Consider the following 12,010-nt stretch of genomic DNA (forward strand, 5'->3'; position numbering starts at 1 on the left):
GAATAACCGCTCGCCGCCGGCCGGTCCGGCCATCGACGACTTCTTTGCGCGTGGGAAGGCTACGACTGATATCGGTATCCCTACGGGGCATTCATGACGCGAACCACGGTCGACACGCGGGCGACGCTGAGCTACACCGGGAGCGTCGTCAAATACCTCTCGGCCTCGATGAGCGTCCCGCTCGTCGTGGCGCTGATCTACGGGGAGGACGCGATCGCGTTCGCGGTCTCGCTGGCCCTCGGCGTCGCGATCGGCGCGGGAATGGAGCGGCTCGACGACGAGCCGGATCTCGGACCGCGGGACGCGCTGGCGGTCGTCTCGCTCGCGTGGCTGATGGCCGCGATCGTCGGCGCGATCCCGTACGTCATCGCCGGGTACGGGACCGCCTCGGCGCTCGGGCACCCCGTGAACGCGCTGTTCGAGTCGATGAGCGGCTTCACCACGACCGGCGCGACGGCGACCGCGGAGATCAGCTTCGAGCGGCACTCGCACGCCGTGTTGATGTGGCGGCAGCTCACGCAGTGGCTCGGCGGGATGGGGATCATCGTGCTGATGGTCGCGATCCTCCCGCAGCTGGCGGTCAACGGCGCGGAGCTGATGAAGTCCGAGGCGCCGGGGCCGGGACTCCAGAAGCTCACGCCGCGGATCGCCGAGACGGCGCGGGCGCTCTGGCTGATCTACGCCGGCTTCACGGCCGCGTTGATCGCGATCCTGTTCGGACTCGGCCTCACGCCGCTCGCGCCGAACATGGACCTGTACAACGCGATCGCCCACGGCTTCTCGACGCTTCCGACGGGCGGGTTCTCGCCGCAGGCGGAGAGCATCGCGGCGTTCTCGCCCGTCGTCCAGTGGGTGTTCGTCCCGTTCATGGTGATCGCCGGCGTGAACTTCGCGCTGTTCTGGTTCGTGCTCCGCGACGATCCCACGCGGATGTTCGAGAACTCCGAGTTCCGGATGTACCTCGGGCTGGTGACCGGGTTCGCGGCGGTGCTCGCGATCGGCCTGTTCTACGGCGGAGCACCCGCGACCGAAATCGGCGGGATCACCGAAGGCGTCACGGAGAACGCGCTCAGACAGGGCGCCTTTCAGATCGCCTCGCTGTTGAATTCGACCGGGTTCGCCACCGCGGACTTCGCGCAGTGGGACACCCAGACGCAGTTCGTTCTGCTGTTCGCGATGTTCCTCGGCGGCTCGGCGGGTTCGACCGGCGGCGGGATCAAGATCATCCGGTGGCTCATCCTGTTGAAGACGCTCCGCCGGGAGCTGTACACGACGGCGAATCCCGACGTCGTCCGACCGGTACGACTCGGCGGCGAGGTGGTCGACGAGGACGTGATCCGCGGGATTCTGGTGTTCACGATGCTGTACTTCCTGCTGTTCGCGCTCGCGGCCGTGTTCATCGAAATCGACACGGCGCGAGTCGGAGAGGCGCTCACCGGTACGGAGGCGTTCGCGGCCTCGCTGGCGACGATCGGGAACATCGGACCGGGGCTCGGGCCGCTCGGCCCCTTCGGGAGCTACGAGTTCCTGCCGAACACGACGAAGCTGCTGATGATCGGGCTGATGTGGATCGGTCGGCTGGAGATCGTCCCCGTGCTCGCGCTGTTCGTCGCCGGCGTCGATGATCGGTGACGATCCGTGTCGGGAGCACGAAGAGCGCATTCAGACCGACGGAGACAGTACTTACGCCGATCTAACGCCGTGACCTCGGAGAGCGTATCTTCTTAACTGACGAGGATATGAGTGTTCGTATGACGAGCACCGACCAACCGCAGGAGCGGGATCTGCTCGGCCACGTCCTCCTGCCAGTCGCCAACGAGGAGGACGCGCTGGCGACGGCGATTGCGCTCGAGCCGTATCGACCGACCGAGGTGACGGCGCTACACGTCGTCGAGAAGGGCGGCGGCGTCCCCGACAAGACGCCGGTCGAACAGTCGGAAGAGCTGGCCGACGAGTCCTACGCCGCAGTTCGAACCGTATTCCCGGACGCCGAGGAACACACCGCCTACTCACGGGACGTCGTCGGCGCGATCTTCGACGCCGTCGACGAGGTCGGCGCGAGCGCCATCGCCTACCGGTCTCGGGGCGGGAACCGCCTGATGCAGTTCCTCTCGGGCGACCGCTCTACGAGGCTCGTGACGGAGTCTCACGTGCCCGTGGTCGCGCTCCCGCGCGAGGGATCCACCGAATGAGCGACGAGGAGCTGGCCAAGGACCTCGGTCCCCTCGCCGCGCTCACGATCGGGATCGGGACGATGATCGGGGCCGGCATCTTCGTGCTCCCCGGGACCGCGGTCGCGCGGGCCGGTCCCCTCGCGGCGGCCACGTTCGTCCTCGGTGGCGTCATCGCCCTGTTCACGGCGCTTTCAGCCTCCGAGCTCGGGACGGCGATGCCGAAGTCCGGCGGCGCGTACTTCTACGTCAACCGGGCGCTCGGGCCCATGTTCGGCTCCGTCGCCGGGTGGGCGAACTGGCTCGGGCTCGCGTTCGCCTCCGCGTTCTACATGTACGGCTTCGGCGAGTACGTCAACGCGCTCCTCGGGCTCGGGCCGGTCGGGCTCGGCCCGGTGACGCTGGAGGCCGCCCAAGTGATCGGGCTCGCCGGCGCGCTGCTGTTCATCGCCGTCAACTACTTCGGCGCGAAGGAGACGGGCGGGCTCCAGATCGTCATCGTCATGTCGCTTTTGGGCATCCTCGCCGTCTTCACCGTCGTCGGGCTGCTGAACGCCGACATGGAGTCGCTGCGGCCGATCGCGCCGCCGGGGACGACGAGCCAGGTGCTCCCGGTGACGGGGATCATCTTCGTCTCGTACCTCGGCTTCGTCCAGATCACCTCGGTCGCCGAGGAGATCAAGAACCCCGGGCGGAACCTCCCGCTCGCGGTCCTCGGCTCGGTCGTGATCGTCACGGTCGTGTACGCGCTGTTCCTCGTCGTGCTGCTCGCGGCGGTCCCGAACGAGCTCGTCGCGAACAACGAGACCGCGGTGGTCGACGCCGCCCGCCTCCTCTTCGGCAACTACCAGGTGTTCGGCTTCTCGCTGGGCGCCGTCGGCGCCGGGATGCTCCTGATCGGCGGCCTGCTCGCGACCGCCTCCTCGGCGAACGCCTCGATCCTCTCGTCGTCGCGGATCAACTTCGCGATGGGCCGCGAGAAGATCGTCACGCCGAAGCTCAACGAGATCCACGATCGCTTCGGCACCCCGTACAAGTCGATCGCGCTCACAGGCGCGCTCATCCTCGTGTTCCTCGTCGCCGGCGGCGTCGAGTCGCTGTCGACGATGGGATCCGTGCTCCACCTCATCGTCTACGGCCTGCTCAACATCGCGCTCATCGTGATGCGCGAGTCGGGGGTCGAGGGGTACGACCCCGACTTCGAGGTCCCGTTTTACCCGGCCGTTCCGATCATCGGGACGCTGTCGTCGTTCGCGCTGATCATCTACATTGACCCGACGATCATCCTGATCTCGTTCGGCCTCGTCGCCTTCGCCCTGCTCTGGTACCTGCTGTACGCCCGCCGGAAGGTGGAGGCGCGCGGCGTGCTGGGGGCGTGGATCCTCGACCGCTCCGACGAGCTGCCCAAGGCCGCCGTGTCGGCGGCCACGTCGGTCCAGCCGAGCGGCGACGACTACCGCGTGATGGTGCCGCTCGCGAACCCCGCGACCGAGGAGCACCTGATCACGCTCGCGTCGGCCATCGCCAAGCAGCGAAACGGGACGGTCGTCGCGGTCAACATCGCGAACGTCCCGGACCAGACGTCGCTGGAGGCCGCCCGCGACCGCGGCGCCCACGATGCGGCGCACAGTCTCCTCGATAAGGCCCGTGAAGACGCCGAGACGTTCGGCGTCGACGTGGAGACGCACGTCGTCCTCTCGCACCGCGTGTTCGAGGAGGTGTTCGACGCGGCCCGGACCTACGGCGCCGACATGACCGTGATGGGCTGGGGCGAGGACTCGCACGGGTCGCCCGGGCGCGCGGAGACGGCGGTCGACGAGCTCGCGCACTCGCTCCCGTCGGACTTCCTCGTGTTCCGCGACCGCGGGTTCGACCCCTCGCGGATCCTCGTGCCGACCGCCGGCGGACCGGCCTCGGACCTCTCCGGCGCGGTCGCCAAGATGCTCCAGACGGAGTTCGACGGCGAGGTCACGCTGCTGCACGTCGCCGACGACGAGAGCGCCGGACGGCGCTTCCTCATGGGGTGGGCCGCCGAGCACGACCTCGCCGACGCGACGCTCCGCGTCGAGAGCGGCGACATCGAGGAGTCGATCGAACGGGCCGCGCGCGACGCGACGATGGTTATCATCGGCGCGACTCAGAAGGGGCTGCTCTCGCGGCTGGTGAGCGGCTCGCTCGTGTTGGAGGTGCTCGAAGACGTGGAGTGTTCCGTGCTGCTCGCGGAGAAGCGCGACGACCGCGGCGTCTGGGCTCGGCTGTTCGGGAGCGGGGCACGGGAGAACGCCCCTGACGATGTCACGGCCGACGCCGCTGAGGCGGGCGACGCGACCGCCGAGGCGCGAGGCGACGGCGGGGTCGGGCGGGCGGAATCGGACGAGCAAACGGAGGAGTAGCCGAACGGAGAAATGAGCGAACCGGACGAACGAGCGACCGGGCGGCCACCGGGGGCGTCGTGACCGCGTTCGGGGCGGCGAACGGGGTCGGAACCGACGGGCCGACGGTGATGGTCGCCGTGTCGAACCCGCGCACGGAGAGCGCGCTCGTCACGCTGGCCGGCGCGGTCGCGAGTCACGAGGGGGGTCGCGTGCTCGCGACGCACATCGTCACCGTTCCGGACCAGACGTCGCTGGAGAAGGCGGCCGAGAACCGGACCGGGCTCGACGACTCGTCCGAGGAGCTGTTGGCCGCCGCGGCCGCGGACGCCGAGGCGTTCGACGTGCCGATCGAGACGAAGACGATCCTCTCGCACCGCGGGATCGAGGAGGTGTTCGACGCCGCGCGGACGAACGACGCCGACACCGTCGTGATGGGCTACGGCGGAACGCGGTTCGCGGGTGGGCGCGCCGAGGGCTCGCTGGACGAACTCACCCACGACCTCCCGTGCGACTTCCTCGTCTTGGACGGGGAACGGCTGGACCTCTCGAGGGTGCTCGTGCCGACCGCCGGCGGTCCCTCCTCCGACCTCTCCGCCGAGGTCGCGAGGGCGCTCCGAGACGAGATCGACGTGGACGTCTCGCTGCTGTACGTCGTCGACCCGGGAGACGAGGCGGCCGGCCGGGAATTCCTCACCGACTGGGCGGCGGGCCACGGCCTCGGCGACGCCGACCTGCGCATCGAGGCGGGCGGCGTCGAGGAGACGATCGGTCGCGTCGGCGAGGAGTACGACCTCGTTATCGTCGGTGCGACCGAGCGCGGACTGCTCTCGCGGATCGTCCGCGGGTCGCTGGCGTTCGAGACGATAGAGACGCTCGACACCCCGGTGCTGCTCGCGGAGCGGCCGTCCTCGCGGTCGCTGTGGGAGCGGCTGTTCGGCGGGCGCTGAGGGCGGGGTCCCGCGCCTCTCGGCGGATTGCGGTAGGCTTTCGGTGGTCGCTCCTGAACCGCTGACACATGTATCTGATCGTCGTGGGCGCGGGCGATATCGGGACGCCGCTCGTCAAGCTCGCGACCGAGAGCGGCAACGAGGTCGTCGTGATCGAGCGCGACGAGGAACGGGCGGAGCGGGCGTCCCGGGGGTACGACTGCCTCGTCATCAACGACGACGCGACTTCGAAGGAGACGCTGCTCGACGCCGGGGCCGATCGCGCGGACGCGCTCATTTCGACGACGGATCAGGACGCGACGAACATCATGGTCTGTCTGCTGGCGCAAGAGCTGTCGGTGCCGAACATCGTCTCGGTCGTCCACAACCCCGAGCACATGAACGTGTTCGAACAGATCGGCATCAACACGATGCAGAACCCGCAGAGTCTGATCGCGGAGTACCTCTACCGAGCGGTGAGCCGACCGTCGGTCGTCGACTTCATGCACATCGGCGAGGAGGCGGAGGTGTTCGAGATCACCGTCGGTCCGGACGCGCCGATCGCCGGGAAGACGCTGCGCGAGGCCGACGAGGCGGATCTCATCGGCGGCGAGACCCTCATCATCGCCGTCGAGCGCGACGGGGAGGGGACGCCCATAACCCCCCGGGGCAACACGCGTATCGAGGCCGGCGACCTGCTCACGGTGTACTCGGGAGAGGGCGCGACGCCAGAGGTGACGGACGTGTTCGGCCACCAGGAGGACCACGACTGAGATGTCCGAGCGGAACGGCGGCCGGCTCCCGACCGACCTGGGAGTCATCGCCCGCGACGTCGGCTCGCTCCTCCTGATGGAGGCCGGGCTGATGACGGTCACCGTTGTCGTCGCCCTCGCGTTCCGGGAGTTTCACGCCGCGCTCGGCTTCCTCGTCGCGGGCGGCGCGACGGCCCTCGTCGGCGGGCTCGCGAATCGGCGGTTCGCCGACGCCCCAGACCCGAAGATGAAACACGGCATGGTGATCGCCGCCGGCGGGTGGCTCATGGTCGCCGTCTTCGGGGCGCTCCCGCTGTTCCTCACGGCGTGGCTGACGCCGTCCGCCGTCATGGACGCGTTCGTCCCCGCCGCCGCGGACACGGCCTCGTGGGAGCCGATCGCCGTCGGAGGGACCACGACGGTCTCCAGTCTCGCCTACTTCCGCGACCCCCTGCATGCCCTCTTCGAGAGCATGAGCGGCTGGACCGGGAGCGGGCTGACGATGGCCGTCCACGAGCCGTCATTGCCGCGGGCAGTGCAGTGGTGGCGGTCGTTCATCCAGTGGGTCGGCGGCGTCGGCGTCATCGTCCTCACCGTCTCCATCCTCTCGCGTCCGGGAAGCGGGAGCTACGCGCTCTACAGGAGCGAGGCCCGGGAGCAGAAGATCCACCCGAGCGTCGTCTCGACGGTCCGGACGGTCTGGAAGCTCGTGGTCGGCTACACCCTGCTGGCGTTCGCGATGCTGTTCGTCGCGATCCGAGCGAGCGAGAGCGACTACGCCGAGTCGCTCTCGCTCGGCGAAATCGCCTGGCAGGCGCTCAACCACGCCATGACCGGCCTGACGACGGGCGGGTTCTCCGTCACCGACAACTCGATCGCGACGTACGGCTCCCCCCTGGTCGAGGTCGTGCTGTTGCCGATCATGGTCCTCGGCGCGATCGCGTTCCCGGTCCACTACGTCGTGCTCAGGGACCGGAGCGTACGCGAACTGGTCGCAGACCTCCAGACCAGGTGGCTGTTCGCGCTGCTCGGGGCCGGCGTCGCCGTGCTCGCGATACAGAACGTCGCGTCCGTTCCGGTCGCCGCCGGCGCGTTCGCGACGGAGTCGTTCCTCTCGTTCCCGGTTCCGCTCCTCGACGGCGCGGGGCTCGACGCGGTCCGGGACTCGGCGTTCCAGTGGATCAGCGCGCTGACCGCCACCGGCTTCCAGTCGGCGCCGATCGGGAGCTGGGTCGCGGGCGCGAAGGTGTTGGTCGTCGTCGCGATGGTGCTCGGCGGCGCCGCCGGGTCCACGGTCGGCGGCATCAAGATCATTCGTGCGTACACGGCCGCTCGCGGAATCATCTGGCAGTTCTCCCGCGTGTTCCTCCCGGGCAACGCCGTCGTCACCGCGCGCATCGGCGACCGCACGCTGGACCGCGAGACGATGGAGCGGGAGTTCAGCGAGGCCGCCATCGTCACGCTGCTGTGGGTCGTCGCGCTCGTCGTCGGGAGCCTCGTGCTGGTCAACGTCGCCGGCTCGGAGTTCGGCTACGCCGACGCGCTGTTCGAGGTCGCGAGCGCACAGGGGAACGTCGGGCTCTCGTCCGGGATCACCGGCCCGTCGATGTCGCCGGCGGCGGAGGCGATGTTCCTCTTCCACATGTGGATCGGCCGCCTGGAGATCATTCCGGTGCTCGTGTTCCTCCGAGCCGGTATCTGGGGGCTGAACCCGTGACCGGCTCGACGCCGACGGTCACCGCCGGACGGCGATCGAACCCACGGCGCGGTCGGGGTCACTCCCCGTCGGCGTTCACGCGACCGATGAACGACCAGTGGGTCTCGTGAGTTCCGTTCGGAAGGGTCTCTTCGGTGACGTGGTAGAGGTACGGCCCGTGCGGACAGTCGTCACAGCCCTCCTGACAGGAGTACTGTTTCACGACTTCGGTGTATCCCTCGTGTTCGGTGACGCGCAGGATGTCCTCGCCGGCCTCCGCGTCGACCGGGAGCTCCGTCTCCTCGTGGTAGTGCAGCAGCTCCTGCGCGTGGACGATCGCCTTACGGAGCTCCTCCGGTGTGCAGTTTTTCAGCTGCTTGACGAGCTTCGGCGGTAATCCTTCGGGCGGCGTCGGGGACTCCGATGGGTCGGTCATGGGTGGGGATTGACTCCGAGCCCTCATAACGGTCGGTGGCGATTCGGACCGCCGGCGAATCCGGCCGGCCGCGCGGCAAATTGTAATGAATATTTATATGAGTCCGGCGGGTAGCGGGCGGCATGTACGACGACGAGGAGCTCTCCGAAATCCGCGAGGCCAAGGAGTCGTGGGAGGCGGAGACGCTCGACCCGACCCTCGACCGGCACGGCGAGCGGAACGAGCGGTTCGCGACGGTGTCGAACCACGAGGTCGACCGGCTGTACACCCCCGCGGACGTGGCCGACCTCGACTACGGCGAGGACCTCGGCTTCCCCGGCGAGGAGCCGTACACCCGGGGCGTCTACCCGACGATGCACCGCGGCCGGACGTGGACGATGCGGCAGTTCGCGGGGTTCGGCACCGCCGAGGAGACGAACGAGCGCTTCCGCTACCTCATCGACGAGGGCCAGACCGGGCTCTCGACCGCCTTCGACATGCCGTCGCTGATGGGGCTCGACTCCGACGACCCGATGTCGCTCGGCGAGGTCGGCAAGGAGGGCGTCGCCGTCGACACGCTCCGAGACATGGAGGTCCTCTTCGACGGGATCGACGTCGGCGAGGTGTCCACCTCCTTCACCATCAATCCCAGCGCGCCGGTGATCTACGCGATGTACGTCGCCATCGCGGACCAGCAAGGGGTCCCGCGCGAGGAGCTTCGGGGGACCCTCCAGAACGACATGCTGAAGGAGTTCATCGCGCAGAAGGAGTGGGTGATCCCGCCGGAGCCCTCCCTCGACCTGGTGACGGACACGATCGAGTTCGCCGTCGACGAGACCCCTTCGTTCAAACCGATCTCGGTGTCGGGGTACCACATCCGCGAGGCGGGCTCGACCGCGGTCCAGGAGCTCGCCTTCACCCTCGCCGACGGGTTCGCGTACGTCGAGGCGTGTCTCGACCGCGGGCTCGACGTCGACGCGTTCGCCCCGCAGCTCTCCTTCTTTTTCAACTCGCACAACTCGATCTTCGAGGAGGTCGCGAAGTTCCGCGCCGCCCGTCGGATCTACGCGCGGATCATGGACGAGTGGTACGGCGCCGAGGCCGACGCCTCGAAGCAGTTGAAGTTCCACACCCAGACCGCGGGCCAGTCGCTGACGGCCCAGCAACCCCTGAACAACGTCGTCCGCGTCACGCTACAGGCGCTGGCGGGCGTCTTGGGGGGAACCCAGAGCCTCCACACCAACTCCTTCGACGAGGCGCTGGCGCTCCCCTCCGAGCGGGCCGTGCGGGTCGCGCTCCGCACCCAGCAGATCATCGCGGAGGAGTCGGGCGCGGCCGACATCGTCGACCCGCTGGGCGGCTCCTTCGCGGTGGAGGCGCTCACGGACGAGGTGGAGGCGGAGGCGACCGCGTATATCGAAGAGATCCGAGAGATGGGCGACGGGTCGGTCCGCGACGGGGTGCTCGCCGGGATCGAGCAGGGGTACTTCCACCGCGAGATCCAGCAGGCCTCCTACGAGTACCAAGAGCGGGTCGACGAGGGCGAGGAGACCGTCGTCGGCGTCAACGCCTATCAGGTCGAAGAGGACACGGAGCCGGACCTGCTCCGGGTCGACGAGACGACCCGGGAGCGCCAGCTCGACCGGCTCGAGTCGGTGAAGGCGGAGCGCGACGACGACGCGGTCGACGCCGCCTTGGACGACCTCCGCGACGCGGTCGACGCCGGCGAGAACGTGATGCCCGCGATCGTCGCGGCGGTGAAGGCGTACGCGACGATGGGCGAGATCATGGCGGTGTTCGAGGCGGAGTACGGGACGTACCGCGAGCGTATCGGGGTGGCCTGAGCGGGGAAAAAGCGGGGACGTCGAAGCGGACGGACCGACCGCGCGCGAAGCCGCATCGATCCGCCGCGTTACGCCGGATCGACCGGCCGCGCGGACTCCGCGCACCACGCGTTGCCCCGGCGACCAGCGCGCCGCAGGTCGAGCTCGACGACCGTGCCGGCGTCGAGCGACGACAGCTCGGCCTCCACGTCGGGATCGTCGTACTCGACGACGTACAGCGTCCCGTTCCGGGGGTATTCACGGAGCGTGATCGCCCCGTGGTCGTTGCACGCGTCCACGATCGTGTACTTGCCAGTGCGATCCATCCCGTGTGGCGCTACGAAGTAACCCATGTTAACGTTTGTGCGTACGGGTACCGGAGCCACACGGTGGCCGCGAACGGTCCACTTTAATCGGCGCGCCGCCTCGCTCCGGTATGACGGAGACGGAGGTCCCGGAGGACCACCCGCGGTACGCCTCGCTCGTGACGCGCCACCGGATCGAGGAGGGGGTGAAGAAGGGGATCACATCGAAGCAGGGACTCATCGCCCAGGGACGCGCGGAGGCCTTCGACTACCTCCTCGGCGAGCGGACCCTCCCGAGCGCCGACCGCGCCGCGCGCGCCGCCGCGGCGACCCTGCTGGCGGCCGACCGTCCGGTGATCTCGGTGAACGGCAACGTCGCGGCCCTCGCCCCCGCGGAGACGGTCGCGCTCGCCGAGGCGGTCGACGCCGACCTGGAGGTGAACCTCTTCAACCACACCGACGAGCGCGTCCGGCGCATCGCCGACCACCTCCGCGAGCACGGCGCCGACCGGGTCAAGGGCATGGCCGGCGACGGGGAGATCCCCGGCCTGTCGCACGCTCGCGGCGTCGTCGACGCCGACGGGATCGAGGCGGCCGACGTCGTGGTCGTCCCGCTGGAGGACGGCGACCGCGCGGCGGCGCTCGACGCGATGGGGAAGACGGAGATCGTGATCGACCTGAATCCCGGGAGTCGGTCGCCGCGGACCGCGGACGTTCCGATCGTCGACAACCTGATCCGGGCGGTGCCGAACGTCGCGTCGCACGCGCGAGACCTCGCGGACGCGTCTCACGAGGAGCTGCGGGAGATCGTCGACGCGTTCGACGCCGACGAGGCGCTCGCGGCGGCGGAAGCGGCCATCCGAGAGGGGTCGTTCGAGACTCCGGCCGAGGCGTAATCGGACGGAATCCCGCCCGAGACGTACTCAGACGAATCGCCTCGGGCGGAGATCGGCCGCCCGGCGAGTGGCCGGAGGTGTTGAGAATACAACCCGTAGCGACGTCGAAACGCCGGAACTGCAAAGTCCGCTCCCGACGTAGGCCCGGCCATGGAACTCGACGAGACGGACCGCGCCATCCTCAGGATCCTCCAAGAGGACGCTCGGACGCCGTTCTCGGAGATCGCGCGGCGGATCGACATGTCGAGCGCGACCGTCCACGACCGAGTGGGGCGGATGGAGGAGGCCGGCGTCATCGAGGGGTACCACGCGGAGGTCGACCCCAAGGCCGTCGGTTACGGCGTCAGCGCGTTCGTCGGACTCCGCATCGAGCAGGGACGCGAGGAGGACGCGCTCGACCGGCTCCGCGACATCGACGGCGTCAGCGAGATCCACCTGACGACCGGCAAGTGGGACGTCATCTTGCGCGTCGTCGCCGCCGACACCGACAGCCTCCGCGATCTGATGTTCGACGAGATAGCGGAGATGGACGGGTTCTCGCGGTCGCAGACCATGATCATCCTCGGCACCGACTTCGAGGCCGACGGCCCGCCGATCTGAGCGGGGCTCCGCGCCGCGTCGCGCCATCGGGGACCCGTCGCGGACGACGAC

10 protein-coding genes and 1 pseudogene are annotated in these 12,010 nt (G+C 69.0%); 9 read left to right on the forward strand and 2 right to left on the reverse strand.

The window, feature by feature from the left end; genetic code table 11:
• The first annotated feature begins 93 nt into the window (after positions 1–93).
• The 6 genes and pseudogenes from DJ73_RS03240 to DJ73_RS03265 all read left to right on the forward strand — a co-directional run bounded on the left by DJ73_RS03240 (position 94) and on the right by DJ73_RS03265 (position 7,941).
• On the forward strand, positions 94–1,632 hold the full coding sequence (locus tag DJ73_RS03240) for a TrkH family potassium uptake protein (protein WP_094523043.1): 1,539 nt from the start codon (positions 94–96) through the stop codon (positions 1,630–1,632).
• 119 nt (positions 1,633–1,751) lie between these two features.
• A complete protein-coding gene (locus tag DJ73_RS03245; protein ID WP_094523041.1) occupies positions 1,752–2,192 on the forward strand; it encodes a universal stress protein in 441 nt (146 codons plus the stop codon).
• Positions 2,189–4,564, forward strand: coding sequence for an amino acid permease (locus DJ73_RS03250; protein WP_094557277.1), 2,376 nt, complete (start codon positions 2,189–2,191; stop codon positions 4,562–4,564). The genes DJ73_RS03245 and DJ73_RS03250 overlap by 4 nt, the downstream gene beginning before the upstream one ends.
• A gap of 56 nt (positions 4,565–4,620) precedes the next feature.
• A pseudogene (locus tag DJ73_RS03255) lies at positions 4,621–5,493 on the forward strand (universal stress protein); the annotation flags it as partial.
• 68 nt (positions 5,494–5,561) lie between these two features.
• Positions 5,562–6,245 (forward strand): TrkA family potassium uptake protein, encoded by a 684-nt coding sequence (locus tag DJ73_RS03260; RefSeq protein ID WP_094523037.1) that lies wholly within the window; start codon positions 5,562–5,564, stop codon positions 6,243–6,245.
• A gap of 1 nt (position 6,246) precedes the next feature.
• Positions 6,247–7,941: a potassium transporter TrkG gene (locus DJ73_RS03265; protein ID WP_094527722.1), complete on the forward strand. Its 1,695-nt coding sequence runs from the start codon at positions 6,247–6,249 to the stop codon at positions 7,939–7,941.
• Positions 7,942–7,999: 58 nt separating this feature from the next.
• On the opposite strand, the gene DJ73_RS03270 is transcribed toward DJ73_RS03265, so the two are convergent.
• Positions 8,000–8,356 (reverse strand): hypothetical protein, encoded by a 357-nt coding sequence (locus tag DJ73_RS03270; protein WP_094523033.1) that lies wholly within the window; start codon positions 8,354–8,356, stop codon positions 8,000–8,002.
• 122 nt (positions 8,357–8,478) lie between these two features.
• On the opposite strand from DJ73_RS03270, the gene DJ73_RS03275 reads away from it, so the two are divergent.
• Positions 8,479–10,179: a methylmalonyl-CoA mutase gene (locus DJ73_RS03275; RefSeq protein ID WP_094557278.1), complete on the forward strand. Its 1,701-nt coding sequence runs from the start codon at positions 8,479–8,481 to the stop codon at positions 10,177–10,179.
• Positions 10,180–10,247: 68 nt separating this feature from the next.
• Here DJ73_RS03275 and DJ73_RS03280 read toward each other — a convergent pair whose 3' ends face one another.
• Positions 10,248–10,484 (reverse strand): hypothetical protein, encoded by a 237-nt coding sequence (locus DJ73_RS03280; protein ID WP_094523029.1) that lies wholly within the window; start codon positions 10,482–10,484, stop codon positions 10,248–10,250.
• A 110-nt stretch (positions 10,485–10,594) separates the two neighbouring features.
• Between DJ73_RS03280 and DJ73_RS03285 the strand changes: the two genes are divergently transcribed.
• Both DJ73_RS03285 and DJ73_RS03290 read left to right on the forward strand, forming a co-directional pair.
• Positions 10,595–11,359 carry a phosphopantothenate/pantothenate synthetase gene (locus DJ73_RS03285; RefSeq protein WP_094527724.1) on the forward strand — a complete coding sequence of 255 codons (765 nt, stop codon included), beginning with the start codon at positions 10,595–10,597 and terminating at the stop codon, positions 11,357–11,359.
• 150 nt (positions 11,360–11,509) lie between these two features.
• Complete coding sequence (locus tag DJ73_RS03290) at positions 11,510–11,959, forward strand: Lrp/AsnC family transcriptional regulator (protein WP_094523025.1); 450 nt, start codon at positions 11,510–11,512, stop codon at positions 11,957–11,959.
• The last annotated feature ends 51 nt before the right edge of the window (positions 11,960–12,010 follow it).

Source organism: Halorubrum sp. Ea1, assembly GCF_002252965.1.
Classification (GTDB): domain Archaea; phylum Halobacteriota; class Halobacteria; order Halobacteriales; family Haloferacaceae; genus Halorubrum.

Coding starts and splice junctions, on each gene's coding strand:
- DJ73_RS03290 (WP_094523025.1), top strand. CDS start 11,510: ATGGAACTCGACGAGACGGACCGCGCCATCCTCAGGATCCTCCAAGAG.
- DJ73_RS03260 (WP_094523037.1), top strand. CDS start 5,562: ATGTATCTGATCGTCGTGGGCGCGGGCGATATCGGGACGCCGCTCGTC.
- DJ73_RS03270 (WP_094523033.1), bottom strand. CDS start 8,356: ATGACCGACCCATCGGAGTCCCCGACGCCGCCCGAAGGATTACCGCCG.
- DJ73_RS03240 (WP_094523043.1), top strand. CDS start 94: ATGACGCGAACCACGGTCGACACGCGGGCGACGCTGAGCTACACCGGG.
- DJ73_RS03280 (WP_094523029.1), bottom strand. CDS start 10,484: ATGGATCGCACTGGCAAGTACACGATCGTGGACGCGTGCAACGACCAC.
- DJ73_RS03245 (WP_094523041.1), top strand. CDS start 1,752: ATGACGAGCACCGACCAACCGCAGGAGCGGGATCTGCTCGGCCACGTC.
- DJ73_RS03275 (WP_094557278.1), top strand. CDS start 8,479: ATGTACGACGACGAGGAGCTCTCCGAAATCCGCGAGGCCAAGGAGTCG.
- DJ73_RS03285 (WP_094527724.1), top strand. CDS start 10,595: ATGACGGAGACGGAGGTCCCGGAGGACCACCCGCGGTACGCCTCGCTC.
- DJ73_RS03265 (WP_094527722.1), top strand. CDS start 6,247: ATGTCCGAGCGGAACGGCGGCCGGCTCCCGACCGACCTGGGAGTCATC.
- DJ73_RS03250 (WP_094557277.1), top strand. CDS start 2,189: ATGAGCGACGAGGAGCTGGCCAAGGACCTCGGTCCCCTCGCCGCGCTC.